This is a genomic window from Amycolatopsis sp. NPDC051106, assembly GCF_040682775.1.
GTDB lineage: Bacteria > Actinomycetota > Actinomycetes > Mycobacteriales > Pseudonocardiaceae > Amycolatopsis.
Genome location: NZ_JBFBBQ010000013.1, coordinates 108082 through 131272, shown reverse-complemented (window position 1 = coordinate 131272; position 23191 = coordinate 108082). Strand labels below are relative to the sequence as shown.

Below are 23191 nucleotides of genomic sequence, written 5' to 3'. Positions count from 1 at the left end.
TACCCGCGCGGGCGCGGCGCCGCCGTGCACGCGGGGCCGGGCGAGGGGTCGTCAGCCCGGGTCGTCGGAGAGCCACGTCATCGTGACCGTCGTGCCGTCTTCGCGGTGCACCTGCGCACTGTGGTCGGCGAGGCTGTCGATGAGCAGCAGGCCGCGGCCGCGCAGCCCGTTCGTCGCGGCCGGGGCGCGCCAGGCTCCGTAGTCGGTGACCGTCACCGTCAAGCGCCCGTTCTGCGCCTCGGCCCGGACGTCGACCGTGCCCGCTTCGCCGTCGCGGTAGGCGTGCTCGGCGGAGTTGGCCATCGCTTCGTAGCTCGCGAGGACGACGTCCTCCTGGCGGTCTTCGCTCAGGCCGAGTTCGCTCAGCCAGGCCGCCAGCGCTTCGCGCAGCTCCGGCAGCCGGTCCGCCACCGCGGCGATGCGCCGGTGGAACGTCACCGGTGGTGCGGGGGCGCCCGGGGGGCGGGGGTCCGTCATGCTCCGTCCTCTCCGCGGTGACGCACGTGGATCAGCGCGATGTCGTCGTCGTGCCGGCCGTGGGTGAGCTCGTCGACGAGCTTGTCCCACGCCGTCTCGAGATCGGTCGCGGCCAGCAGCACCGGGATGCCCGCCAGGAGCGATTCCACACCCAGGGTGAGGTCCCGCGTGCGGCTTTCGACCAGTCCGTCGGTGTAGAGCACCAGGTCCGCCCCGGGCGGGAACCCGGTGGTGCGCTGGGGGAACTCCGCGCCGATGCCCAGGGGCTGCGCCAGCGCCTCGCCGATCTCCTCCGGTGCGCCGTCCGGGCGGACCAGGATCGCCGGCAGGTGGCCCGCGTTCGCGAAGGTCAGCGTGCCCTCGTCCGGCCGGTGGACCGCGTAGAAGCAGGTGACGAAGCTCTCGCCGAACAGCCCGCCGGTCAGCGCGGAGACGTTGCGCAGCACCTCCGACGGGGCGAGCTCGAGCAGCGCGTAGCAGCGGATGGCCGTGCGGACCTGGCCCATCACGGTCGCGGCCGTGACGCCGTGGCCGACGACGTCGCCGATGACGAACGCGGTCGCGCCGGACGGCAGCGCGATGACGTCGAACCAGTCGCCGCCCACCTTGCTCCCGGTCGCCGCGGGCAGGTACCGGGTGAGCACGTCGAGGCCCTCGACGGCGGGCGCGACCGGCAGCATGCTGCGCGAGAGCTCCGAGGCGAGGGTGCGCTCGCGCTCGTACAGGCGGGCGTTGTCCAGCGCGATGGCCGAGTAGGCGGCGATGCCCTCGGCGAGGAACTCGTGCCGCGCGGTGAACCGGCCGGGCTCCGAGTGACCGAAGAAGAACCCGCCCAGCACTTCGCCGCTGGTCGGGCTGATCGCCGACACGGCCAGGTAGCTGCACACGGGCAGGTGCCCCTCAGGCATCCCGTGGTGGGGCGCGTTCTTCCCGAACCGCCGGTCCCGCGTGATGTCGGGGCTGCGGACGGTGCCGGCGCCGTCGAAGGTCGGCGCGAACACCTCGGTGTTGCGCGGCATGGGAAACCGCTCGAACGCCGCGCGCGGCACGCCCGAAATCGTGTACAGCGTGTAGGACTCGCCGAGCTCGTCGATCAGGTTGTAGAAGAACGCGCCGAACTCGGCGCCGGTCGCCTTCGTGGCCGCGTCGGTGGCGTCCTGCACGATCCGGCCGATGTCGAGCTGGGCGGTCAGTTCGCGGCCGGTGGAGTGCAGCGCGTCGAGCACCCCCGCTTCGCTCCGCAGCCGCCGCACGGTGTCCGCCAGGTGGGCGGTCGCGGCGTCGATCGCGGCGGCGACGGCGGACGGCGGCCGGCCGCCCACCTCGGTGGTGTAGACCAGTGCGGCCTGCTCGTCGCCGGCGACGGCGATCGCGCCGGTGATCGCCCGGCCCGGCACCAGATCCGCCAGGAGCGTGCGGTCGGTCACGGCGACCGCGACGTGGTCGCCGAGCACCGAGCGCGCTTCGCCGGGGGTGAGGAGGCGGACCTGGGTGGCCGGCGGGGTGCCGGAGCCGTCGTCGAACGCCCGGCGCACGGCGCCGAGCAGCCCGTCGAACCCCGGCTCGGTCATCCGGCCGCCAGCGCCTCGGACAGCGACGGGTAGATGGCGAGCTCGTCGGTCAGGCGGGTCAGCTGCAGCGGCCGCAAGGTGATCCGGCCGGTGGCCACCACCCGCAGCGACACCGGCACCGTCCGCCCGCGGTGCGCCCGCACGAGCTCCGCCATGCCGGCCGACGCCAGGAAGGTGACCCCGGTCAGGTCGATGACGAGGACCGTGGGCGTCAGGCGCGCGGCCCGCTCGGCCAGCTGCCGCAGCTTCGGCGCCAGCGCGAGGTCGAGGGCTCCGTCGACCCGGAGCACGGCGATGCCGTGCCGGTCTTCCAGCGTCACCGTGCCCGCTGAGCTCGCGGCGGCACCGAGGGTGTTCCCGGCTTCGTCCGTTTCGGCCATGACCACCATCCTGCCTGCTCGGGGCCGGTGTGCAAGACGGACACGGGGTTGAAACGGCGGTGGGCGTGCGGTACGGGCATGATTGACAGCGGTTGAGCAGACAGCCTTCGTGATCACGCGCGCCCACCGGAAATCCCGGGGCGTAGCCGAAGGCGAGGAGACTGAAGACGATGACGGAACACATCCACAGTGAGGGTTCGGCCACCGCTGTGCCATTCGGCGAGTTTCGGATCGCCCGAACGGAGCAGGACGGCGCGATCGTCGTAGAGGTCACCGGGGATGTGGACACGACCACCGCGCCGGCTCTGGTCCAGGCCGCCGAGGAGGCGCTGGCGGCCGCGCCGCCGCTGCTGGTGGTCGACCTGACCGCGGTGGACTTCCTCGCCTCGCCCGGCCTGACGGCGTTGCTGACCATCCACCGCGACGCCGGACCCGGCACCGTGGTGCGGATCGTCGCGGCCGGCCGGGCGACCCTGCGTCCGATCCAGCTCACCGGGCTCGAGGACAGCCTTTCGCTGTTCCCGACCCGCGAGGCGGCGCTCACCGCGTCCTGAGCTGCGTCCCGGCCGGGAGTCAGCCGCCGGCCGCGAGCTCACGCCGGATGGTCAGCAGGGCGACGTCGTCCTGGGCCGGCTGGCTGCCGATCATCGCGGCCATCACCTGCGCGCAGACCCGGTCGGGCTCGCCGGCGCGCAGGGCTTCCGCAAGCTGGTTCATCCCCGTGTCCACCGGCCGGTCGCGCCGCTCGACCAGGCCGTCGGTGTAGAACGCGAGCACGCTGCCCGGCGTCAGCTCGATCACCGCCGTGCGCCGCCGCGGCTGCCCGATGGTCAGCCCGATCGGGGGATCCGGCGGCACGTCCAGCAGCCGGCCCGGTCCGCCCGGCTCGGCCTGCACGGGCGGCAGGTGGCCGGCGAGCGACAGGGCCATGGTTTCGCGGCTCGGCTCGATGATCCCGTACGCGACGGTGGCCATCGCGCCGTGCTCGAAGTGGTTGGCCTTCCGGTCGAGCTTGGCGAGCACGTCGGCCGGGTTCTCGCAGTCGAGGGCGTAGGCGCGCAAGGCGCTGCGCAGCCGCCCCATGATCACGGCAGCCTCGAGACCGTGGCCGGAGACGTCGCCCATCACGACGCCGACGCGGTCGCCGGGGAGCGAGAACAGGTCGTACCAGTCGCCGCCCAGGCCGCTTTCCGCGCCCGGCACGTACCGGGCGCCGAAGGTGAGGCCGGGCAGGTCCGGGAGGCTGTTCGGCAGCAGGCTCCGCTGCAGCGCCATGGTGGCGGTGCGGTTCTCTTCGAGCGCTTCGAACTGGATCGCCATGGCCAGGCGGTCGGCGAGCAGCTGCATGGTGGCGACTTCGGCTTCGGAGAACCGCCGGGGCTCGACGCAGCCGACGTGCAGCACCCCGACGAGCTCGCCCGCGGCGACCATCGGCACGCCCAGCATGGACCGCAGCCCGCGCTCCCACAGCAGCGAGTTGACGACGGTCGTTTCGTCGACGTGGTCGAGGAAGACCGGACCCCGTTCGAGCGCCACCCGGCCGGCGAAGCCGCTGCCGATCGGCACCCGCACGCCCTGGTGGACCTCTTCTTCGATGCCGGCGGCCGCGAAGGCCACCAGCTGACGGCCACTGTGCTGGTACCGCAGCACGGTCGCGGTGTCGACGGCCATGCCGTCACGCAGGCGCTGCAGGGTTTCCCCGAGCAGGGCGGCCAACCCGAGGTGCTCGGCGGGCGTGCCGATGATCGCCTCCAGCAGTTTCAGACGATCCTCGGCGTCGAGACTTCGCGACATGGTACGACCCTAGCCGGGAGTCTTTTGCGCGCCTAACCATCCCGGGTTTCGTCGGCGGGTCCCCGGGGGTAACCAGCCCGGCGTGAGCGTCGACTTGGAGTGGGTGGCCGTGCTGCGCCACGGCCAGAGCACCGGGAACGTGGCCCGGGAGGAAGCGGAGTCGGCGGGAGCGGACGTGATCGACGTCGCCGAACGCGACGCCGACGTCCCGCTGACCGACCTGGGCCGGGAACAGGCGAAGGCCGCGGGGGAGCTCTTCGCCGAGCACCCGCCGGACCTGGTGGTCACCTCGACCTACCGCCGGTCCTGGGACACCGCGCGCCTGGCCACCCCCGAAGGTGTGCCGATCATCCCGGACGAACGGCTGCGCGACCGCGAACTCGGCGTGCTGGACCTGCTGACCTCGCACGGCGTCCGCGAGCGGTGGCCCGACGAGCTGCGGCGCAAGCGGCGGCTGGGCAAGTTCTACTACCGGCCGCCGGGCGGGGAGTCGTGGGCGGACGTCGTGCTGCGGCTGCGATCCCTGCTCAACGAGCTGAGCGCGGAGCACGCCGGGAAGCGGGTGCTGCTGGCTGCGCACGAGATGACCGTCTTCGGCCTGCGCTACCTCCTCGAAGGCCTGCCGGAACCCGATCTCCTGCGCGCCGCCCACGCCACCGAGGTGCCGAACGGCTCGGTGACGACGTGGGAGCGCGACGGGGACGGCGCGTTCACCATGGTGCTGGCCCAGGAGATCGGCCACCTGCACGCCACCGACACCCCACCGACGGCGGATGACGATGCGGCCGAACAGCTCACCTGACCCGGCGCCGATCAGCCCGGCCCTGCTGCGGGACGAGCGGATCGGCACCGGGGAACGCGGCACCGTGCTCGTCGTCGGCGGCGCCCGGACCGTGCCGGGCGCACCGGCGCTGTCCGGCACGGCCGCGCTGCGCGCCGGGGCCGGCACGTTGCAGCTCGCGGTCAGCGAACGGCACGCCGGCGCGCTCGGCGTCTCGGTACCCGAGTCTTCGGTGTTCGGGCTGCCGGAAACCGCGTCCGGGGCGATCGGCGGCGACGCCGTCGACCGGCTGGCCGACGTGCTGCCCGGCGCCGGCACCGTCGTGGTGGGCCCCGGCCTCACCGGCGTCGAAGAGACCGAAGACCTGCTGCGGCACCTGATCCCGGCCATCGCCCCGGACGCCCGGGTGGTGCTCGACGCCTTCGCGCTCGGCGCGCTGAGCCGGGCCCCGGAGCTGGCGAAACCCTTGTCCGGCCGGCTCGTGCTGACGCCGAACCGGACCGAAGCCGCGTTCCTCGACGGCTGTGACGAAGCAGACGTCGACGACCTCGAGACCGCCGTCCGGATCGCCGAGCGCTACGAAGGGGTGGTGCTGCTCTTCGGTGTGGTCGCCGAGCCGGGCGGGCGGACCTGGCGGGACGGCAGCGGCCACATCGGGCTGGCGACGTCCGGCAGCGGCGACGTCCTGGCCGGCCTGACCGGCGGTTTCCTCGCCCGCGGCGCGGACCTCGCCCAGGCCGCCTGCTGGGCGACGCACGTCCACGCCGTGGCGGGGCAGCGGCTGATCCCGGACACCGGGAGCACGGGCCTGCTCGCGCGGGAGCTGGTCGCCGAGATCCCCCGGGTCATCGCGGAGCTGGAACGCTGAGCCGTCACCGCTGCGCGGTGGGCCGCACGATGACCTCGTTGACGTCGACGCCGGCCGGCTGCCCGATCGCGTAGGAGATCGCCCCGGCGATGGTGTCCGGAGGGAGCGTCACCGCGCGGTAGGTGCGCATCGCTTCCTTCGCACCGGGTTCGGTGATGGAGTCGGCCAGCTCGGACTCGACGACGCCCGGTGACACGGTCGTCACGCGGATGCCGGGGTCGGCCTCCAGGCGCAGGCCCTCGGTGATCGCCCGGGCGGCGTACTTCGTGGCACAGTAGACCGCGGCGGTCGGCACGACCTCGTGCGCGCCGGTCGAGGCGATCGTCACGAAGTGCCCCTCGCCCTGGTTCCGGAAGTGCGGCAGCGCGGCCGCGATCCCGTGGAGCAGGCCGCGGACGTTGACGTCGAGCATCCGGTCCCACTCGTCGACGAGCAGGGAGTCCAGGCGCGACAACGGCATCACGCCGGCGTTGGCGACGAACACGTCGAGCCGGCCGTGCGCGGCCACGGCGGCGTCGGCGAACGCGGCGACGTCCGCGCGGTCGGTGACGTCGAGGCGGTGCACGTCGGCGGTGCCCCCGGCGTCGTGGATTTCCTTCGCCAGCGCGGTCAGCCGGTCTTCCCGGCGGGCACCGAGCACGACGTGGTGGCCTTCGCGGGCCAGCCGCAGCGCGGTGGCGCGCCCGATGCCGCTGCTGGCGCCGGTGATGAGGACGATCTTCACGGGTTCTCCTTGGCTGGGAAGTCGGCGCCGAGGGTGGTCTCGCGCCAGGTGTCGAAGGTGGAGCGGAGGGTGTCGAGCCGGGCGGTGGCGATGTCGTAGGCGGCCTTGCCCAGGAGCAGCCGCAGGGGCGGCTCGTCGGCGTCGACGGCGGCGAGGATCGCCTCGGCCGCGCGGACGGGGTCACCCGGCTGGTTGCCGTAGGTCGCGGTGGTCGCGGCCCGGCGGGCACCGGCGGTCTCGGCGTAGTCGTCGATGCGGATCGCCGACTCGCGCATCGAGGGCCCGGACCAGTTGGTGCGGAACGCGGCGGGCTCGACGATCGTCACCTTGATGCCCAGTGGCGCCACTTCGGCGGCCAGGGACTCGGAAAGCCCTTCCACGGCGAACTTCGTCGCGTGGTAGTAGCCGGTGGCCCCGAACGCGGCGAGCCCGCCGAGGGACGACACGTTCACGACGTGGCCGCCGCGCCGGGCCCGCATGCCGGGCAGCACCGCTTTCGTGACGTCGGCGAGGCCGAACACGTTGGCGTCGAAGAGTTTCCGGATCTCGTCGTCCTCGCCTTCCTCGATCGCGGCGAGGTAGCCGTAGCCGGCGTTGTTGACCAGGACGTCGATCCGGCCGAACGCGGCTTCGGCGCCCTTCACCGCTTCGGTCACCTGCGCGTGGTCGGTGACGTCGAGCGGCAGGGCCAGCGCGCGGTCGCCGTGCCGCTCGACGAGGTCGGCGACGCTCGCCGGGTCGCGGGCCGTGACGACGGCCCGGAGCCCGCGGCCGAGCACGGCTTCGGCCAGGGCGCGGCCGAGGCCGGTCGAGCAGCCGGTGATGAACCAGTTTTCGGGCATGACGAAGTACTCCGTCCATGGGTGAATTGACAGGAAAGTGTTTCTAGCTCGCGGCGAGGCTGCCGAGCAGGGCGAGCGCGGCTTCCGACGGGCTGCCGGGCTCGGCCTGGTAGACCACCAGCTGCTGGCCGGGCGCGCTGTTCACGGTCAGCGCCTCGTAGCTCAGCACGAGCTCGCCGACCTGCGGGTGGTGGAACCGCTTGGTCTCGTGCGTCTTCTGCCGGATGTCGTGCCGGGCCCAGAGCCGGCGGAAGTCCGCGCTCTTGACCGACAGCTCGCCGACCGTCTCGATGAGCCGGGGATCGTCCGGGTCGAGGCCGGCGGCCACGCGCAGGCCGCCGACGGTGTTCACCGCGACGCGCTCCCAGTCCGGGTAGAACCGCCGCGCGTCGGGGTCGAGGAACACCAGCCGGACCAGGTCACCGCTGTGGGTGTGGCCGCCGAACAGCGCCTCGCCCAGCGCGTTGTGCGCGAGCACTTCGAGGCAGCGGCCGAGCACCAGCGCGGGCGTGTCCGGCCAGCCGTCCATCAGCCGCAGGAGGTTCGGGCTGACCTGCTCCCGCCGCCGCGCGCGACGGCGTTTCGGAGCCGGCTGCGCCAGCCGGTGCAGGTGGGCGGTGGCGTCCTCGTCGAGGGCCAGCCCGTGGGCCAGCGCGTCGAGGACCTGCGGTGACGGATTCCGCTCCCGGCCCTGTTCGAGCCGGACGTAGTAGTCGGTGCTGACGCCGGCCAGCACCGCGACCTCCTCGCGGCGCAGTCCCGCGACCCGGCGCGCTCCGCCCGCGGCCAGGCCGAGCTCCTCCGGTCCCACCTGTGCGCGGCGGGCCCGGAGGAACTCCCCGAGCGCGTTCTCCCTGGTCATGGTTCGAGGCTAACGCCGATCAGGCGGGGAAGGGTGGCCGCGCCGCACCCACCCTCACGCTCACGCGAGCCGGATCGGCTCCCCGTCCCGGTCCGGCCGCAGCAGGGTCGCGGTGGCTTCACGCCCGTCGACGTCCAGCGTCATCACGGCGTTGCCGAAGTGCGGCCCCGAGACGCAGCCCCAGGTCAGCGGCGCGGGCGGGACGCCGGCCCGGCGCGCCAGCGCGGCGCTCAGCCGGGTCAGCGTCCGCGACCAGCCGGCGCGGAACAGCCGGTTCATGTACCAGGGGACGGTGTTGTGCACCGGCGAGCAGGTGAGCTGGTGGACCGGGGCCCCCGGGAGGTCGGCCCGGGCGACGTACGCGTGGTGGACGTCGCCCGAAAGCACGCTCACCGACGCCGGACCGTCCTCCGCGACCCGCCCGATCACCCGCGTCAACCGGTCGAACGACTCGCGGAAGGCCGGCCAGTGCTCGAGGTCGGCGAGCTGGCGGAACCACTCCGACACCCGGCCGACGAGCCCCGGCCGCGCGCAGAGGTTCTCGTTGAGCGACTGCGCGGCCGACAGCGCCGTGGGCATCAGCCACGGCAGCGACGTCCCGATCAGCAGGTGGTCGAACTCGCCGGAGGTCTGCTCCTCGATCCAGCGGAACTCCTCGTCGCCGATCATCGACCGCTGCCCGCCCTCGAGGATCCGCCCGGCGCGCGAGTCGATGACCAGGAGCCGGACCGGGCCGAAGTCACGGCGGTAGGACCACCGGGTGCCCTTGGCGCCGTCGGCCTCGCGGTCGGCCTGGTCGGCGAACGCGCGCAGCAGCTCCGCGTTGTCCGTCCCGGACGTGCTCACCCGCTGGTAGAGGTCGTCTTCGGCCAGCTCGCGCGGCCCGAGGTTGCCCAGGTGCTGGTAGACCCAGTACGACACGAGCGCGCCGCGGATCCGCTCCGGCCACCACGAGGTGCGAGCCATCTCCTCGCGCCAGGCCTGGGAGGTGTTCCAGTCGTCGCGGACGTCGTGGTCGTCGAAGATCATCGACGTCGGCACGGTGGACAGCAGCCAGCGCACCGCCGGCTCGCACCAGGCCTCGAAGTACAGGTGGCAGTACTCCTCGAAGTCGGCGACCTCCTTCCCCGGCGGCTCGCTCGTGTCCCGCCGGGTGGCGAGCCACTCCTGCGTCGCGTCGGTGGTCTCGTCGGCGTAGACCTGATCGCCCAGCAGGAGCAGCGATTCCGGCCATTCGGCCTCGTCGAGCCCGGCCATCCGGTGGGCGTAGGCGGCGAGCGCGTCCGGGCCGAGCGCGTCCTGCTCCCGCGGCTTGCGGCACGACCCGAAGACCAGCCGGAACCGCGGGTCGTCCGGGGCTAGCGTCCGGATCCGGCTGGGCGGCAGGTCGCTGTCCGGCTCGGGCCAGGCGAGCTCGCCGTCGAGCCGGACCTCGTACGGCGTGCTGCGCCCGGGCTCGAGCCCGGTGAGCACGACGAGCGCGTAGTGGTGCCCGGAGACCTCGAAGGTCCGCGCTTTCGCTTCCGAGACAAGGACTTCGCACGGTGCGTCGGTTTCGACCCAGATCGTCGCGGAGGTGGCGTCGACGTGCCGGAGCAGCGGTCCCAGGAGGAGCTCGGTCATCCCCGGATCCTTTCAGCAGAACGGCGGGTCGGCAGTTCGGGAAGTCCCGAAACATCCCGATAATCGTTGACCGGTCCCGGGTCGCGAACGAACGATCGTCGCAGCTGCGCTTTGCTCCCGGAAAGGATTCGTCGAGTGCGAAGACTTCTCACCGCCTTCCTCGCCGCCGTGGTGTCGATCGCCGCCGCCATCGTGCTGGTGGTCACGGCGCAGCCCGCGTCGGCGGCCACGCTGACCCGCGTGACCGGCTTCGGCACCAACCCCAGCAACCTCAACATGTACGCCTACGTCCCGGATCGCGTCGCCGCCCGGCCGGCGCTGCTGGTCGCCATCCACTACTGCACCGGCTCGGCCTCGGCGGTGTTCAACGGCTACGCGCGCGACTACGTCACCGCGGCCGACCAGTACGGGTACGTCATCGTCTTCCCGGAGGCCACGCGCAGCGGGCAGTGCTTCGACGTCTCCTCGCCGCAGGCCCTCACCCGCGGCGGCGGCAGCGACCCGGTCGGCATCCTGTCGATGGTCGACTACGCCAAGCAGCACTACAACGTCGATCCCGCCCGCGTGTTCGTCACCGGCTTCTCCTCCGGCGCGATGATGACCAACGTCCTGGCCGCGGAGTACCCGGACGTCTTCGCGGCCGGTTCGGCGTTCATGGGCGTGCCCGCCGGCTGCTTCGCCACCACCGACGGGTCGAGCTGGAACAGCCAGTGCTCGGGCGGCCAGCTCATCAAGACCGCCCAGCAGTGGGGCGACCAGGCCCGTCAGATGAGCGGCGGGCGCAGCGGCCCGTACCCGCGGATGCAGCTGTGGCACGGCACCGCCGACGACACCCTGCGCTACCCGAACTTCGGGGAGGAGATCAAGCAGTGGACGAACCTGCGCGGGGTGAGCCAGACCCCGTCGTCGAGTGACGCGCCGCAGTCCGGCTGGACCCGCACGCGCTACGGCGGCACCGGCACGCAGGCACCCGTCGAGGGGATCAGCGTCCAGGGCGCCGGGCACGCGCTGCCGCAGAACGGGATGGTGGCGTACGCGATCGCCTTCCTCGGCCTGACCAGCGGCTCGGCCACGACGACGCCGACGACCACCACGCCGACCACCACCACGCCGACGACGACCACGACGCCGCAGCCGGGTGGCTGCACCGGGACCTACGCCAAGACGGCGGAGTGGAACGTCGGCTTCAACGGGCAGGTGACGGTGACCGGGGCGAACAACTGGGTGCTCACGCTCACCTTCCACGCCCCGCAGAAGCTCATCGGCAGCTGGAACTACAGCGGGACCTGGGACAGCACCGGGTACGTGCTGACCGCGCGGCCCAACGGGAGCGGCAACGTCATCGGCTTCACCGTCGAGCACGGCGGGAACCTGACGCCGCCGGCCGTGTCCTGCGCGGTGGGCTAGAACAACCGGCCGACCTCGTCCGCGGGCGGTTCCTCGAGACTCAGCAGGAACCGCTTGCGGGCGAGGCCGCCGGCGTACCCGGTCAGGCCGCCGCTCGTGCCGACCACGCGGTGGCAGGGCACGATGACGCTGATCGGGTTCCAGCCGTTGGCGTTCCCGACCGCCTGCGCGGCGCCGGGGTCGCCCAGCTCGGCGGCCAGCTGCCCGTACGTGCGGGTCTCGCCGTACGGGATCTTCGTGAGCAGCGCCCAGACCTGCTTCTCGAACGCCGAGCCGCGCGGCGCGAGCTCGAGGTCGAACTCGCGCCGCGTGCCCGCGAAGTACTCGCCGAGCTGCTGCTTCGCCGTCTCGAAGCCGTCATCCACGCGGGGGCCGAGATCGGTGAGGCGGGGTGTCCGGAGGTGGCCGTCGAAGTAGAGCCCGGCCAGCGCCTCGCCGTCGCCGACCAGGGTCAGCGGTCCGATCGGTGACGCGATGACGGCGTGCTTCATGGCGCCCAGCCTACGGGTCAGCCCACGCTGGTCTTCACCGAGAGCGAGTCGATGCTCATCTCGGCGCCGGGCGAGATGTCCGCACCCGGGGAGGTGCACCCGCAGACCTTGTTCGGGTAGGAGCCGCCGATCGCGACGTCGAAGATGACGAAGAACCCGTGGTCGACGGCGGCCTTCCAGGTCGCGTCGGACACCTGGTTCTGCCGCACCGCGAAGGTCTGGGTGCCGTCGAGGAAGAAGCGCAGTTCCTCGGCCGCGGCGTCGCGGCGGTCCACGACGACGGAATAGGTGTGGTAGCCGTCCTGGCAGCCGGCGCAGTCCTGGAGGTCGCTGGTGATGCCGTCCGGGTCGTGGCACTCGCCCTGCCACTGTCCACAGTGGAAAGTCGTGGAGTGCTTGCTGAGCGCGTTGACGTCTTCCATGATGTCGAGCTCGCCGATGCTCGGCCAGTTCGTCGCGCCGACCGGGCGGGCGTCGGCGCCCATCGCCCAGAACGCGGGCCAGTAGCCGAGACCGCTCGCGGGGGAGGGCTGCTTGAGCGTCGCGCTGATCTCCAGCTGGCCGCCCGCAGGCGCGGCGAAGTCGGTGCGCTGGGTTTCGATCCGGCCGGAGGTCCAGTTTCCGGCCGCGTCGCGCAACGGCTTGATCGCCAGGTGACCGGCACCGTCGTGGTAGACGTTGTCCGTCGAGTTCGTGGCCGTCTCGATCTCGCCGGTGCCCCAGTTCGCGGCGCCACCGGGGTAGCCGGTTCCCGTGTCGTAGAGCCAGTCCTGGGTGTTGAGGCCGGTGCCGGCGGCGCCGTCGAAGTCGTCCTGGAACACGGTGGTCCATTCGGCGTCGGCGTGCGCCGGGGCGGCGGTCAGCGCGAACGACAACGTGGCCAGCACGGCGGTGAGCCGTTTGACGGTGCGCATGGGGTCTCGCTTCCTGAGGGGAATTTGGGGTCGTCCACGACCTGCGAGGCCTCCCACTGTCACCGCCGGTCCGCGGCCGCGTCAAGGGAGGTGCCCGGAAGTACCCCGCACCCGGTACCCGGGGGCAGTCCCGGGGGAGCCGTGTTTGGAATTCGCCGTGCTGGGGCATCGCGCGGGCCAGGCCAGACAGTGGTCTGGACCTTCTTTCGAAGGGTTGCCAGGTAACGAAACCCGGGTCATAGTTTGTTGGCGTCCACAACGAACTGCGAACCGTCCTCGGATGTCCTTTCCGGACTCCGCAATCTGTCTCCTCACCGTGGAGGACACCATGATCTCCCGTCGCTCGTTCCTCGGCCTCACGGTGGCGACCCTCGCCACGGCCACCGCGCTGCCCCTCGCGCGGTCCGCCTACGCCGCGACGCCGGACACGTTCGGCCTCAAGCTGGTGAACAACTCGGGCTCCGGCACCGTGTACGCCTACGTCACCGGCACCACGCCGGACGGGCGCCTGGTGCTGCTGCGCGCCGACGGCACGCCGTACTACCCGGACTCGCCGTCGGCGCCGACGACACCGCTGCCGGAAGACTGCGCCATCCCGATCGGCTCCGGCGCGCAGGTGGCGGTCCCCAAGATGGGTGGCGCGCGCATCTACGTCGTCACCGACGCGAAGCTGGACTTCTTCCTCGACCCGGGGCCGAACCTGGTGCACCCGAGCTTCCTCAACTCCGGCGACGCGAACTACGGCAAGAACTGGTCGTTCAGCGAGTTCACGTTCAACGACACGCAGCTGTTCGCGAACATCAGCTACGTCGACTTCGTGGGCATCCCGATGGGACTTTCGCTGACCACGTCCGGATCCGGTACGTCGACGGTCAACGGGCTGCCCGCGGGCGCGCTCGACGAGATCGCTTCCGAGCTGTCGGGACTGGGTGGCGAGTGGCCGGGCCTGGTGCAGACGGGCGGTGGCGGGAACCTGCGCGTGCTGTCGCCGCACCACCGCGCCCAGCAGTTCGGCGGGTACCTCGACGCCTACATCGACCAGGTTTGGCAGAAGTACGCGGGTACGGACCTGGTCGTCGACTCGCAAAACCCGGGCGTGGGCACGTTCACCGGCCGCGTCTCGGGCGGCCAGCTGGTGTTCGGGTCCGAGTCGTTCGCCAAGCCGGCGACGGCGGACGTGTGGAGCTGCGACAGCGGCCCGTTCGCGTTGGCCCAGGGCGCGAGCGACGCGCGCAAGGCGATCGTTCCCCGCCTGGCGGCGGCGTTGAACCGGACGACGTTGCTGGACAACCCGAACCAGCCCACGGCGGAGGACCCGGCGAAGTTCTACCAGGGCGACGTGACCAACCACTACGCGCGCATCGTCCATTCGAAACTCCCGGACAACCGCGGTTACGCGTTCCCGTACGACGACGTGAGCCCGGGCCCCGACTTCAGCGGCGCGGTGTTCGCGGGCGACCCCGAGGTGCTGACCCTCACCGTCAACGCGGCGCACGGTTGAGGCCGTGCGAAAACTGTCGGTGGTGACGGCTAGCCTCATGGCATGAACACCGACGACGCGACGGTCCCGGCGGACCAGCTGACCAAGGGCCAGTGGTTCTGGCACGAGCCGGCGCCGGGCCTGCCCGCGTGGCAGCTGCAGGTGACCTCGGCGGAGTTGCTGGAGGACTCCGTCGAGATCTTCACCACGGATCAGGAGAGGGAGCTCGTTTCGTACCCACGGAACCGGCTGGTGCGGCTGGCCGGAGCCGCTTGAGGGGTTGTGACGTAGGACACCGGGGGAATGGCGGGGCGGAACCGGCTGTTGTAGCCAGTCGAGTTCCGCCCTTCGCCGTTCTGCGGAAACCCGGTTGATTCGCCGCGGTTCAGGCAGGTATCCGGCGCAAGCTGCCTCCGTGCAACGCATGCCGCGTGAGTAGTAGCTCGCTGCGTTGACTCACAATCCCTGGCAATCGAGCACCACCCGCACCAGCGCTGGTGGTGCCCCTCGATCAGGCCGGGTTCTCGTCCCGCAAAGCCGCCGGCCGCCACGTCATGCGGACCGTCGTCCCGGCGTCACCCGTGTCGATGTCGGACTGGTCCGTCACCTTGTCGATCAGCACCAGGCCCCGGCCACCCGAGGTGCGCAGGCCGGCCTGGCGCGGGCGGGTCGCCGGAATCCCGCACCCCGTGTCGGTCACCGTGACCGTCACGGCGTCGCCGGTGCGCGACGCCTGGAGGCGGGCCCAGCCGTGGCCGTCGGGGTAGGCGTGGGCGGCCACGTTCGCCAGTGCCTCGTACGTGGCCAGCGTGATGTCGTGCGTGCTCTCCGGGTCGAGCGGGAACTCGCCCAGCCAGCGGGTCAGCTGGCGCCGCAGATCCGCCATCTCGTTCGGCAGCGCGGGCGCCAGCTCTTCGAACGTCGAGGTGACCACGGCGCCGGCGCGGGTGCGCGCCCTCGCCGTGGTCCCGGTTTGGTCGGCGTCGGTGCTCTCGCCTGTGTCGACGCCGGCTTCCGGAGTGTGTCGCTGCACGATCCGCTCCCATCGTCAGCCGTGGTTCCCCCGTACTTCGGGCTTCTCTGAAGACCTACCCACCGCCACGGGGTCTTACCCGTTGTGCTTTGCGTGACGTCGCGCTAACGTAAAGGTGCTCCTCGCGGATGTCGGCCCCTCGGCCGCCCGGAGGAAGCTCCCCGGATCCAGGCCGCTCGGCCTTCTTCCTCAGCTCCGGTCCCGCCGTTCGCGCGGGCCGATCCCTCATCAGGAGAACACTCATGTCTTTTCACGGAATCCTTGACCTGTCCGGAAAAACCCCGTTCGTCCGCACCGGCTACCGGCCGGTGCCGGACGACATCGCCCTCCCGCTTTCGGTCGTCCGCAAGCACAAGCTGCGTCCCGGCGACGAAATCACCGGCGCGGGCGAAGAAATCGCCAGCGTCAACGGTGCCGACCCGGCGGAACCGCGGCCGCACTTCGCCGACCTGGTCCCGCTGCACCCGGATCGGCGGCTGCTGCTCGAAACCACCCCGACGCGCCTGCTGCCGCGCGTCATCGACCTCGTCACCCCACTGGGCAAGGGCCAGCGCGCGCTGGTCGTTTCCCCGCCGAAGGCCGGGAAGACCACGGTGCTGCGTGAAATCGGCCACGGCATCGCCGTCAACCACCCGGAATGCCGGCTCATGGTGCTGCTCGCCGACGAGCGTCCGGAGGAGGTCACCGACCTGCGCCGCACCATGCGCGGCGAGGTGATCGCGTCCACTTTCGACCGTCCGCCCGCCGAACACGTCGCGGTGGCGGAACTCGCCGTCGAACGCGCGAAACGGCTGGTGGAGCGCGGCGAAGACGTCGTGCTGCTCCTCGACTCGCTGACCCGCCTCGGCCGCGCGTACAACCTTTCGGCCCGCGCGTCCGGCCGCACGCTGTCCGGCGGCGTCGACGCGGCCGCGTTGCAGCCGATGAAGCGCATCCTCGGCGCGGCCCGCAACCTCGAAGGCGGCGGTTCGCTCACGATCGTCGCGTCGGCGCTGGTGGAAACCGGTTCGCTGGCCGACACGGTGTTCTTCGAGGAGCTGAAGAGCACCGGCAACGCCGAGCTGAAACTCGACCGCAGGATGGCCGAGCGCCGCGTCTTCCCGGCGGTCGACCTCGCCGCGTCCGGTACCCGGCGCGAAGAACTCCTGGTCACGCCGGGCGAACTGGCCGCGATGCGCGAGGTCCGCCGCGCGCTGCCGGGGCCGCACGCGACCGAGCAGCTGCTCGACCAGCTCCGCAAGACCGGCTCCAACGCCGAGTTCCTGTTCCGCGTGACGGGCGCCGCGCTGCCCGCCGCGGCCTGACTCAGCTTTCGCGCCGCTCCCGGAGTTCGCCGATCACCTTCTGCCCGACGCCGTGCGCTTCGTCGGCGCTGCCGGGTGGATCGCCTTCTCCTGGCTCGTGAAGATTGTCTTCCGCCCGGCCGGGGTCCGGAGTGCCGGGCCGCGCGATCTCGGGTTGCTCGTTCGGTTCGGACATGATCGATCCCGTCATCTCCCGTCGTGTCCCGTCATCGAGGCGGCTGGTGCGGAGTGGCGCGCGGGTAGGAAGCCCGTTCCGGCCCGCGATTCAGGGTGGCGCCGAGGAAACCCAGCCCGGCCACGATGACGACCAGCGGCGCGGCCCCCGGAGCGGCGGCCCACCACCCGGTCCCTCCGGCGGCGGCGACCCAAGCCGCGACGAGAGTGCGCTTCGCCGTCAGGGGATAGGGCTTGCGGAGTTCGTGAAGGGCGGTCGCGCCGAGAACGAGAAGCCCGGCGACGGCCACGAGCAGCACGGTCAGGTACACGGATGTCCTCCTTCGGGAAATTGGGCATCTGGGTACGGGCTACCCGCGCGAACCGCCGGCAAGGCGTGTCGCCGAGCACAACCGGGCCCGGCCACGCTCACCCCACCGCGCCCTCAGTTCCCCCGCCCGGTCGCGCGCTGGAGCTCGTCGATCCGCTCCGACGCCTGGGCCTTCGTCAAGCCGTCCGGCACCTCTTCACCGGCCTCCTGGGCCAGCGTCTGCAGATAGGACTTCTGCGGCCCGGTCATCGGCTCGTCGCCGGTGGTCCAGTCGCTCGGGTCCTTCTCCGGATTGGGTTCCACCTGATCAGTCACCACAGCCTCCAATCGAACATCTGTTCGTCCGGGTTCGACCCTAGCGCAGGGGTCCGACAATCGCCGGTCACGAGCCGGCGGGCGGGGTGCTCGGCGGCCCCGCCTCGTGGCCCGGGCGCCCGCGGGTCCGCCGGTCGTCCTTCATCTGCTGCTCCTGCACGTGACGGCGGCCGCCGGTGAGGCCCTCCCGCACTGCGCGCGTGAATTCCCGGGTGGTCCGGTAGTAGCCGTCGTCGTACTCCTCGACGACCTGGAACGTCCAGCGGTCCGGGAGCACGTTGAGCCCGATCAGCTCCTCGTCGATCCGGTCCGCCCACTCGGCGTGGCCGGCGTCCCGCAGCATCTTCGAGGCGTCTTCGAACAGGAGGTCCGCGCTGCCGGTCATCTGGTGGAAGGCGTAGAGGTGGCCCCGCGCGCGTTCGACCGTCTCGAAGGCTTCGGTGACCTTGCCGACCGCGTCCCAGGTCGGCCGGTCGACTTCGTGGTTCTCGGGCATGGACGCAGAGTGCCCCGTCCGGAAGGTTCCACACCTCCCGGACGGGGCACTCGTGAACGGACGGTCAGGCCGTCGGCCGCGTCGCTCCCGCGTACTGGCTCAGCAGCGGTGAGATCTTGACGACGTCGCCGCTCGTCGGCGCGTGCACCATCTTGCCGTCGCCGATGTACATCCCGATGTGGGACACGGGGGAGTAGTACGCGACGAGGTCGCCGGGCTGCAGCTGGTCGCGCGGCACCGACGTGCCGAAGCCCGCCTGCGCCGACGACGTGCGGGGCAGCGAGATCCCGGCCTGCTTGTAGGCCCACTGCATCAGGCCCGAGCAGTCGAACGTGCTCGGCCCGGTGGCACCGTAGACGTAGGCGCTGCCGAGCTTGCTCAGCGCCGCGTCGACCGCCTTTTGCGCGGCCGAGGAGCCCGCCTTGACGACCGGTGCCTTGCCGCCGGTGTCCTTCTGGGCGGTCTTGTCGGCGGTGCTGAGGGTCTTGCTCTGGGCCTCGATCTGGTCGATCTGGGCCTGGAGGTTCTTCTTCTTGCCCTCGATGTCCGAGGCCAGCTTCGCCGCCGCGTCACGGGCGTCCGTCGCCCGCTTCGCCGCGTCCGTCGCCGCCTTCTCGGCCGCGGTGGCCTTCTCGGCCGCGCCGCTGAGGTTGTCCATCGCGGCGTTCTTGTCGGTCGCGATGACCTCGAGGGCCGCCGAGCGGTCCAGGAAGTCCTGCGTCGACGTGCCGGCCAGCAGCGCCGACAGCTTGTTCAGCTGGACGCCGCTGGTGAACGACGCGCCGGCGAACTTGTCGACCTGGCCCTGGTACTTCTGCTTCGCCTCGATGGCCTGGGCACCGGCGTCCTTGGCGGCGGTGACGTCGGCGGTGGCCTTGTCGAGCTGGCCCTGCTTGGCGGTCAGGTCGTCCTGGGCCTTGAGCAGGTCTTCGTTGAGCTTCTCGGCCTGGGCCGAGAGGTCGCGGTACTTGGCCAGGGCGTCGGACCCGGTGGGGGGAGCCTGGAGGACGGGGATGGGGGCGGCGGTGGCCGGCGCCTGGGCCATGGTGACGACAGTGATCACCGAGGCAGCGGCGAGCGCACCTGACACCACGCGCTTGACGGGATGCGAACGCATTCTCGCGCGGGTCTCCTTTGCTGATCGGCCGCCGTCGGGTACCGGGGCGAGTCGGGGGCCTCGCCCGTGTCCGGCGCGTGCTCGACCGCAACAGGAAGAGCAAGCGGTGGGGTCCGGTACCCGGCGAGGGGTATCGGCGGCGATCTCGCGTCGCCGTCTCATCGACGACCGGGGGCCGCGAGATCTCGAACAGGTTACGAAATAGACACGGCAACGTCCAGGGGCCCCATCTGACAACTCTCCGTGACGGTAAGAAACACGGCTGGACCAGTGGTAACCAGATCGGCTGTGACCGGGATTACATGTCATCGGTGTTTGCGGGCTGCTGCGGAAGGTGAGTTTGTACGGTCCTTGTATCGGGCCGGGCAAAGCTGATCGCGTACGGATTCCGATCAGTGGAGGACAGGGATGTTCACGAAGGCCGCCGTGCTGACGGCACTGACCGCAGCGGCGTTCGCCGTGGCCGCACCGGCGCAGGCCGAGCCCGCGGCCACGACGGCGCTGCCCACGGCGAACATGGAGGCCGTGCTGAAGGCGGCCCAGATCGACCCCCGCCGGGCCGACGACACCCAGACGCCGGGCGCGCACGACAGCGTGCTGCTCGTCGAACAGGCGCTGCAGGCCAAGGGCCTGCTGGCCGCGACGTACGTCGACGGGTACTTCGGCACCACGACGATCGCGGCGTACTCGCAGTACCAGAAGTCGCTGGGGTACACCGGGATCGACGCGTCCGGCCTGCCGGGCAAGACCTCACTGGAGAAGCTGGGCGAGGGCCGGTACACGGTGACTTCGCCGATTTCGGCCGGTAGTCATGTCACTTACCACGGGGTCACTCTGAACGCCCGTACGAAGGCGATGCTGGTTGCTGCCGAAGGGATTTTCGGGTCTTCGGTCAGTTTGACCCAGGGTTCTTACAACCCGGGTGGTGTCGATGCTTCCGCCGGCACCCATGACGGTGGTGGGGCGATGGACATCTCCGTGTCGAATCTGTCGTCGGCTTCCCGGACGAATCTGCTGAAGGCTTTGCGGAAGGTCGGGTTCGCCGCTTGGTTGCGGACTCCTGCGCAGGGGTTCGCATATCACATCCACGCCATGGCCATCTCCGACCCGGATCTCTCTTCGGGGGCTCAGCACCAGACCGGGGACTACTACCTCGGGATGAACGGGCTTGCCGGGCGAGGGGCTGATGATGGTCCTTCGGTGGCGAAGGTTACCTGGGAGGAGTATCAGCGGGGCTGATTCTTGCTGATACGGCTTCGCCGGAGTGTGGGAAATCGGCGCTTCGCTTCCTTGCTTGCCGCTCGGTGCCGGAGCGCCGATTCCCCACGCGACGGTGTCCCCGCCGATGCGGTGAATGACTCATTCACCTCGCCCGACGCCATGAATGACTCATTCATGGCATCACGACCCACCGCCCAACCGCAACGCCAGCGGAGTGGCCGCGCCTGCCGATCGACCCCCGAGCCCGCGGGTGGCACCGCCGGCCCCAGCGGTGGTTTGATCGAAGTACCAACCAAACCTGGGGGTGCTCGATGGCCAAGAAGGCGTTCCGGTTCGGCGTGGTCGCCGGTGCGACGGAAGGCGGCGCGAAATGGCTGCAGACCGCGCGGCGCGCCGAAGAGCTCGGTTACTCCACCCTGCTCTGCCCCGACAACCTCAACCTGCCCACCCCCACCGCCGCCCTCGCGGCCGCCGCTGCCGTCACCAGTGAGCTCAAAGTCGGCTCCTTCGTCCTCGCCAGCCCGCTGCGGACCGCCCGGGCCGCCGCCTGGGAGTCGCACAGTCTCTCCGTGGTCACCGGCAACCGGTTCGAACTCGGGCTCGGGACCGGGCTGCCGACCATGCGGCAGCAAGCCGAAGAGCTCGGCCTGCCCTACGGCTCGGGCCAGGAGCGGCTCGACTCCATCTCCGAAACCATCGACCACGTCCGCCGGCTCGACGGCGACGCGCACACCCCCGTCATGGTCGCCGCCGGTGGGCCGAAAGCGCGGCGGCTCGCCGCCGCGAAAGCCGACATCGTCACGCTGGCCGGTGGCGTCCTCACCACCCGCGAGGAGATGGCCGGCTACGTCGAAGAGATCCGGACCGCGGCCGGCGAGCGGGACATCGAGCTCGCGCTGAACATCTTCGTCGTCGGTGAGCAGGTGCCGCCGTGGATCCGGGGGTTCATCGGCGTCGATGCCGAGACGCTCATCGAGCACGACTCGCTCACCATGATCCGCGGCAGCGTCGACGACATGGCCGCCGAGCTCGAACGGCGGCGCGAGGAGCTCGGAGTCTCCTACGTCAGCGTCAACAGCGCCTTCATCGAGGAGTTCGCACCGCTGGTGGAACGGCTGTCGGGGAAGTGAGCGTCGCCGGGTCGGTGTTCGCGCCGCAGAGCAGGACCGCGACGCGTTCCCCCGGCGCCGGGCGGTAGGCGCCGGCCAGCAGCGCCGCGTACGCCGTCGCTCCGCCGGGCTCGACAGCCAGGCGGTAGCGGTCCCACAAGGCCAGCCGAGCCGAGACGATCGCCGCGTCGTCCACCAGGACCGACCCCACGCCGGTGCGCGTGGCCACCGCGAACGCGATGTCGCCGAGCCGCGAAGCGCCCAGGGAGTCCGCGGCCACGCCGGACACCTCCACCGGCACCGGTTCACCGGCGGCCAGCGCGGCCTGCAGCGTCGGGGCCGTGCGCGGCTCGACGCCGACCACGCGCGCCCGGCCTTCGACGGCGGCCGCGATGCCGGCCAGCAGCCCGCCGCCGCCCACCGCGACCAGGATCGTGTCCAGCCCGTCGACGTCCGCCAGCAGTTCGAGGCCCACCGTTCCCTGGCCGGCGCAGATCTCCGGCTGGTCGTAAGCGTGGCAGAAGAGCGCGCCGCGGTCCGCCGCGTCCTTCACCGCCGCGTCGTAGGCGTCCGCGTACTTCTCGCCGACCAGCTCGACCGCCGCGTCCAGCTGCCGCAGCTTCGCCACTTTCACCGCCGGCGCGTTCACCGGGACGTAGACCCGCGCGGCCACCCCGAACTCCCGGGCGGCGTAGGCGACGGCGAGCCCGGCGTTGCCGCCTGAGGCGGCCACCACCCCGGCCGCCGAAAGCTCGCCCGCCGCGATGATCCGGTTGAAGGCGCCGCGGGCCTTGAACGACCCGGTGTGCTGCAGGTGCTCGAGCTTGAACCACACGCCGTCGTCCTCGAACACCGGCGTCCGGCGGACCCGGCCTTCGATCCGTGCGGCGGCCCGCTCGACATCCGAAATGCTGATCATGCGCACCAGCATGCGCGCGGACCGCCGTAAGCACCAGCGCCGTCTCCTATGCTGGCATTAGCGACGCTTACGGCTGGAGGCCGCCATGCTCGACGCTCACCGCCTGGCCCTGCTCGCCGAGGTCGCGCACGCCGGCTCGATCGCCGGGGCGGCTCAGCGGCTGTCCTTCACGCCGTCCGCCGTCTCGCAGCAGCTGGGCAAGCTCGAACGCGACATCGGCGCGCCCCTGCTGCACCGCAACCCCCGTGGCGTCACGCTCACGCCGGCCGGGGAGGCGCTGCTGGGGCACGCGGAAACCATCGTGGGGGAGCTGCGCACCGCCGAACGGACCGTCCGCGCCCTGCTCGGCGAGGAACCGGCGCAGCTCACCGTCGGGACGTTCGCCAGCGCCGGCATGACGCTCGTGCCCGCCGCGCTCGCCGGCTTCCGCCGCGACCACCCCGCCGTCGCGCTGCGGCTGCTGGACCTCGAACCGCCCGACGGGTACGGGCTGGTCAGCTCGCGCGACCTCGACCTGCTGATCACCCACCGCTATCCCGGCGCGCCGCTGCCCGACCCGCGCGGGTTGACCCGGACGCTCTTGCGGTCGGAGCGGTTCCGGCTGATCCTGCCCGAGGGACACCCGAAAGCCCGCGTCCGCCGGCTCACGCTGGCCGCCCTGGCCGGCGACGACTGGATCTCCGGCAGCCCGGGCGTGCCCAACCGCGTCTGCCTGGAGCAGCTCGCCGGCGCCGCCGGAGTCACGCTCGGCGTGGCTTACGAAACCCGGGACTACCAGGTGATCCTGGCGCTGGTCGAGGCCGGGCTGGGGGTCGCGTTCGTGCCGGAGAGCGTGCTGGCCCGGATGGGGCCGGCGCGGATCGAGGTCCGCGACGCCGCCGACGCCCGGCCGGTGCGCGACGTCTTCCTGGTGCACCACCGGCGGCCGGGCGAGCTGGTGACCGAGATGGTCGAGCGGCTGAGCCGTCCCCAGTAGCCG

At 71.6% G+C, this 23191-nt stretch carries 27 protein-coding genes; 10 read left to right on the top strand and 17 right to left on the bottom strand.

What is annotated here, in order from left to right; translation table 11 throughout:
• Positions 1 to 51 precede the first annotated feature (51 nt).
• Genes AB0M83_RS13570 through AB0M83_RS13560 form a run of 3 tightly spaced genes read right to left on the bottom strand, consistent with a single transcriptional unit; the run spans position 52 to position 2428 of the window.
• The gene (locus AB0M83_RS13570; protein ID WP_364516657.1) at positions 52 to 477 is read right to left on the bottom strand and encodes an ATP-binding protein; all 426 of its coding nucleotides are present in this window, start codon (positions 475 to 477) and stop codon (positions 52 to 54) included.
• On the bottom strand, positions 474 to 2048 hold the full coding sequence (locus AB0M83_RS13565) for a GAF domain-containing SpoIIE family protein phosphatase (protein ID WP_364516655.1): 1575 nt from the start codon (positions 2046 to 2048) through the stop codon (positions 474 to 476). Before AB0M83_RS13565 ends, AB0M83_RS13570 begins: the two co-directional genes overlap by 4 nt.
• Complete coding sequence (locus AB0M83_RS13560) at positions 2045 to 2428, bottom strand: STAS domain-containing protein (RefSeq protein WP_364516653.1); 384 nt, start codon at positions 2426 to 2428, stop codon at positions 2045 to 2047. Before AB0M83_RS13560 ends, AB0M83_RS13565 begins: the two co-directional genes overlap by 4 nt.
• A 170-nt stretch (positions 2429 to 2598) precedes the next feature.
• On the opposite strand from AB0M83_RS13560, the gene AB0M83_RS13555 reads away from it, so the two are divergent.
• A complete protein-coding gene (locus AB0M83_RS13555; RefSeq protein ID WP_364516651.1) occupies positions 2599 to 2982 on the top strand; it encodes an STAS domain-containing protein in 384 nt (127 codons plus the stop codon).
• Between the two features lie 19 nt (positions 2983 to 3001).
• Here the strand turns inward: AB0M83_RS13555 and AB0M83_RS13550 are convergent, their stop codons facing one another.
• Entirely contained in the window at positions 3002 to 4222 is a 1221-nt protein-coding gene (locus AB0M83_RS13550) for a GAF domain-containing SpoIIE family protein phosphatase (protein WP_364516649.1), read from the bottom strand.
• A gap of 82 nt (positions 4223 to 4304) precedes the next feature.
• Here AB0M83_RS13550 and AB0M83_RS13545 point away from each other — a divergent pair, with 82 nt between their 5' ends.
• Together AB0M83_RS13545 and AB0M83_RS13540 are read left to right on the top strand one after the other, a co-directional pair.
• Positions 4305 to 5024 carry a histidine phosphatase family protein gene (locus tag AB0M83_RS13545; RefSeq protein ID WP_364516647.1) on the top strand — a complete coding sequence of 240 codons (720 nt, stop codon included), beginning with the start codon at positions 4305 to 4307 and terminating at the stop codon, positions 5022 to 5024.
• Positions 4996 to 5871: an NAD(P)H-hydrate dehydratase gene (locus tag AB0M83_RS13540; RefSeq protein ID WP_364516645.1), complete on the top strand. Its 876-nt coding sequence runs from the start codon at positions 4996 to 4998 to the stop codon at positions 5869 to 5871. Before AB0M83_RS13545 ends, AB0M83_RS13540 begins: the two co-directional genes overlap by 29 nt.
• A gap of 4 nt (positions 5872 to 5875) precedes the next feature.
• Here AB0M83_RS13540 and AB0M83_RS13535 read toward each other — a convergent pair whose 3' ends face one another.
• The 4 genes from AB0M83_RS13535 to AB0M83_RS13520 are packed head-to-tail and all read right to left on the bottom strand — an operon-like array spanning position 5876 to position 9922.
• Positions 5876 to 6595, bottom strand: coding sequence for an SDR family oxidoreductase (locus tag AB0M83_RS13535; protein ID WP_364516643.1), 720 nt, complete (start codon positions 6593 to 6595; stop codon positions 5876 to 5878).
• On the bottom strand, positions 6592 to 7437 hold the full coding sequence (locus AB0M83_RS13530) for an oxidoreductase (protein ID WP_364516641.1): 846 nt from the start codon (positions 7435 to 7437) through the stop codon (positions 6592 to 6594). The genes AB0M83_RS13535 and AB0M83_RS13530 overlap by 4 nt, the downstream gene beginning before the upstream one ends.
• A gap of 43 nt (positions 7438 to 7480) precedes the next feature.
• The gene (locus AB0M83_RS13525; protein ID WP_364516639.1) at positions 7481 to 8299 is read right to left on the bottom strand and encodes a helix-turn-helix transcriptional regulator; all 819 of its coding nucleotides are present in this window, start codon (positions 8297 to 8299) and stop codon (positions 7481 to 7483) included.
• Between the two features lie 60 nt (positions 8300 to 8359).
• Positions 8360 to 9922, bottom strand: coding sequence for an alkaline phosphatase D family protein (locus AB0M83_RS13520; RefSeq protein ID WP_364516637.1), 1563 nt, complete (start codon positions 9920 to 9922; stop codon positions 8360 to 8362).
• Between the two features lie 135 nt (positions 9923 to 10057).
• Between AB0M83_RS13520 and AB0M83_RS13515 the strand changes: the two genes are divergently transcribed.
• Positions 10058 to 11329, top strand: a complete 1272-nt coding sequence (locus AB0M83_RS13515; RefSeq protein WP_364516635.1) for a PHB depolymerase family esterase — start codon at positions 10058 to 10060, stop codon at positions 11327 to 11329.
• Here the strand turns inward: AB0M83_RS13515 and AB0M83_RS13510 are convergent.
• Positions 11326 to 11820, bottom strand: coding sequence for a methylated-DNA--[protein]-cysteine S-methyltransferase (locus tag AB0M83_RS13510; RefSeq protein ID WP_364516633.1), 495 nt, complete (start codon positions 11818 to 11820; stop codon positions 11326 to 11328). The two genes, AB0M83_RS13515 and AB0M83_RS13510, sit on opposite strands and share 4 nt — an antisense overlap.
• A gap of 17 nt (positions 11821 to 11837) precedes the next feature.
• The gene (locus tag AB0M83_RS13505; RefSeq protein ID WP_364516631.1) at positions 11838 to 12734 is read right to left on the bottom strand and encodes a glycoside hydrolase family 16 protein; all 897 of its coding nucleotides are present in this window, start codon (positions 12732 to 12734) and stop codon (positions 11838 to 11840) included.
• A gap of 328 nt (positions 12735 to 13062) precedes the next feature.
• Between AB0M83_RS13505 and AB0M83_RS13500 the strand changes: the two genes are divergently transcribed.
• Both AB0M83_RS13500 and AB0M83_RS13495 read left to right on the top strand, forming a co-directional pair.
• On the top strand, positions 13063 to 14235 hold the full coding sequence (locus tag AB0M83_RS13500) for a glycoside hydrolase family 64 protein (RefSeq protein WP_364516629.1): 1173 nt from the start codon (positions 13063 to 13065) through the stop codon (positions 14233 to 14235).
• 42 nt (positions 14236 to 14277) lie between these two features.
• Positions 14278 to 14490, top strand: coding sequence for a hypothetical protein (locus AB0M83_RS13495; RefSeq protein ID WP_360681344.1), 213 nt, complete (start codon positions 14278 to 14280; stop codon positions 14488 to 14490).
• 235 nt (positions 14491 to 14725) lie between these two features.
• Here the strand turns inward: AB0M83_RS13495 and AB0M83_RS13490 are convergent, their stop codons facing one another.
• Positions 14726 to 15247, bottom strand: a complete 522-nt coding sequence (locus AB0M83_RS13490) for an ATP-binding protein (RefSeq protein ID WP_364516627.1) — start codon at positions 15245 to 15247, stop codon at positions 14726 to 14728.
• 242 nt (positions 15248 to 15489) lie between these two features.
• Here AB0M83_RS13490 and rho point away from each other — a divergent pair, with 242 nt between their 5' ends.
• Positions 15490 to 16551 carry a transcription termination factor Rho gene (gene rho / locus AB0M83_RS13485; RefSeq protein WP_364516625.1) on the top strand — a complete coding sequence of 354 codons (1062 nt, stop codon included), beginning with the start codon at positions 15490 to 15492 and terminating at the stop codon, positions 16549 to 16551.
• A gap of 1 nt (position 16552) precedes the next feature.
• Here rho and AB0M83_RS13480 read toward each other — a convergent pair whose 3' ends face one another.
• The 5 genes from AB0M83_RS13480 to AB0M83_RS13460 form a co-directional block, all read right to left on the bottom strand.
• A complete protein-coding gene (locus tag AB0M83_RS13480) occupies positions 16553 to 16726 on the bottom strand; it encodes a hypothetical protein (protein WP_364516623.1) in 174 nt (57 codons plus the stop codon).
• A 31-nt stretch (positions 16727 to 16757) separates the two neighbouring features.
• Positions 16758 to 17036 carry a hypothetical protein gene (locus AB0M83_RS13475; RefSeq protein ID WP_364516621.1) on the bottom strand — a complete coding sequence of 93 codons (279 nt, stop codon included), beginning with the start codon at positions 17034 to 17036 and terminating at the stop codon, positions 16758 to 16760.
• Positions 17037 to 17149: 113 nt separating this feature from the next.
• Positions 17150 to 17350: a DUF3072 domain-containing protein gene (locus AB0M83_RS13470; RefSeq protein ID WP_364516619.1), complete on the bottom strand. Its 201-nt coding sequence runs from the start codon at positions 17348 to 17350 to the stop codon at positions 17150 to 17152.
• Between the two features lie 67 nt (positions 17351 to 17417).
• Positions 17418 to 17846, bottom strand: a complete 429-nt coding sequence (locus AB0M83_RS13465; RefSeq protein ID WP_364516618.1) for a hypothetical protein — start codon at positions 17844 to 17846, stop codon at positions 17418 to 17420.
• A 64-nt stretch (positions 17847 to 17910) separates the two neighbouring features.
• Positions 17911 to 18963, bottom strand: coding sequence for an NlpC/P60 family protein (locus AB0M83_RS13460; protein WP_364516616.1), 1053 nt, complete (start codon positions 18961 to 18963; stop codon positions 17911 to 17913).
• Between the two features lie 408 nt (positions 18964 to 19371).
• On the opposite strand from AB0M83_RS13460, the gene AB0M83_RS13455 reads away from it, so the two are divergent.
• Positions 19372 to 20202 (top strand): peptidoglycan-binding domain-containing protein, encoded by an 831-nt coding sequence (locus tag AB0M83_RS13455; protein WP_364516614.1) that lies wholly within the window; start codon positions 19372 to 19374, stop codon positions 20200 to 20202.
• Positions 20203 to 20495: 293 nt separating this feature from the next.
• On the top strand, positions 20496 to 21314 hold the full coding sequence (locus AB0M83_RS13450; RefSeq protein ID WP_364516612.1) for an LLM class flavin-dependent oxidoreductase: 819 nt from the start codon (positions 20496 to 20498) through the stop codon (positions 21312 to 21314).
• Here the strand turns inward: AB0M83_RS13450 and AB0M83_RS13445 are convergent.
• The gene (locus AB0M83_RS13445) at positions 21268 to 22212 is read right to left on the bottom strand and encodes a threonine/serine dehydratase (protein ID WP_364516610.1); all 945 of its coding nucleotides are present in this window, start codon (positions 22210 to 22212) and stop codon (positions 21268 to 21270) included. The genes AB0M83_RS13450 and AB0M83_RS13445 overlap by 47 nt on opposite strands.
• Positions 22213 to 22297: 85 nt before the next feature.
• Between AB0M83_RS13445 and AB0M83_RS13440 the strand changes: the two genes are divergently transcribed.
• A complete protein-coding gene (locus AB0M83_RS13440; RefSeq protein ID WP_364516608.1) occupies positions 22298 to 23188 on the top strand; it encodes a LysR family transcriptional regulator in 891 nt (296 codons plus the stop codon).
• The last annotated feature ends 3 nt before the right edge of the window (positions 23189 to 23191 follow it).

Coding starts and splice junctions, on each gene's coding strand:
- AB0M83_RS13570 (WP_364516657.1), bottom strand. CDS start 477: ATGACGGACCCCCGCCCCCCGGGCGCCCCCGCACCACCGGTGACGTTC.
- AB0M83_RS13565 (WP_364516655.1), bottom strand. CDS start 2,048: ATGACCGAGCCGGGGTTCGACGGGCTGCTCGGCGCCGTGCGCCGGGCG.
- AB0M83_RS13560 (WP_364516653.1), bottom strand. CDS start 2,428: ATGGCCGAAACGGACGAAGCCGGGAACACCCTCGGTGCCGCCGCGAGC.
- AB0M83_RS13555 (WP_364516651.1), top strand. CDS start 2,599: ATGACGGAACACATCCACAGTGAGGGTTCGGCCACCGCTGTGCCATTC.
- AB0M83_RS13550 (WP_364516649.1), bottom strand. CDS start 4,222: ATGTCGCGAAGTCTCGACGCCGAGGATCGTCTGAAACTGCTGGAGGCG.
- AB0M83_RS13540 (WP_364516645.1), top strand. CDS start 4,996: ATGACGATGCGGCCGAACAGCTCACCTGACCCGGCGCCGATCAGCCCG.
- AB0M83_RS13530 (WP_364516641.1), bottom strand. CDS start 7,437: ATGCCCGAAAACTGGTTCATCACCGGCTGCTCGACCGGCCTCGGCCGC.
- AB0M83_RS13525 (WP_364516639.1), bottom strand. CDS start 8,299: ATGACCAGGGAGAACGCGCTCGGGGAGTTCCTCCGGGCCCGCCGCGCA.
- AB0M83_RS13520 (WP_364516637.1), bottom strand. CDS start 9,922: ATGACCGAGCTCCTCCTGGGACCGCTGCTCCGGCACGTCGACGCCACC.
- AB0M83_RS13510 (WP_364516633.1), bottom strand. CDS start 11,820: ATGAAGCACGCCGTCATCGCGTCACCGATCGGACCGCTGACCCTGGTC.
- AB0M83_RS13505 (WP_364516631.1), bottom strand. CDS start 12,734: ATGCGCACCGTCAAACGGCTCACCGCCGTGCTGGCCACGTTGTCGTTC.
- AB0M83_RS13500 (WP_364516629.1), top strand. CDS start 13,063: ATGATCTCCCGTCGCTCGTTCCTCGGCCTCACGGTGGCGACCCTCGCC.
- AB0M83_RS13495 (WP_360681344.1), top strand. CDS start 14,278: ATGAACACCGACGACGCGACGGTCCCGGCGGACCAGCTGACCAAGGGC.
- rho (WP_364516625.1), top strand. CDS start 15,490: ATGTCTTTTCACGGAATCCTTGACCTGTCCGGAAAAACCCCGTTCGTC.
- AB0M83_RS13480 (WP_364516623.1), bottom strand. CDS start 16,726: ATGTCCGAACCGAACGAGCAACCCGAGATCGCGCGGCCCGGCACTCCG.
- AB0M83_RS13465 (WP_364516618.1), bottom strand. CDS start 17,846: ATGCCCGAGAACCACGAAGTCGACCGGCCGACCTGGGACGCGGTCGGC.
- AB0M83_RS13460 (WP_364516616.1), bottom strand. CDS start 18,963: ATGCGTTCGCATCCCGTCAAGCGCGTGGTGTCAGGTGCGCTCGCCGCT.
- AB0M83_RS13455 (WP_364516614.1), top strand. CDS start 19,372: ATGTTCACGAAGGCCGCCGTGCTGACGGCACTGACCGCAGCGGCGTTC.
- AB0M83_RS13450 (WP_364516612.1), top strand. CDS start 20,496: ATGGCCAAGAAGGCGTTCCGGTTCGGCGTGGTCGCCGGTGCGACGGAA.
- AB0M83_RS13445 (WP_364516610.1), bottom strand. CDS start 22,212: ATGATCAGCATTTCGGATGTCGAGCGGGCCGCCGCACGGATCGAAGGC.
- AB0M83_RS13440 (WP_364516608.1), top strand. CDS start 22,298: ATGCTCGACGCTCACCGCCTGGCCCTGCTCGCCGAGGTCGCGCACGCC.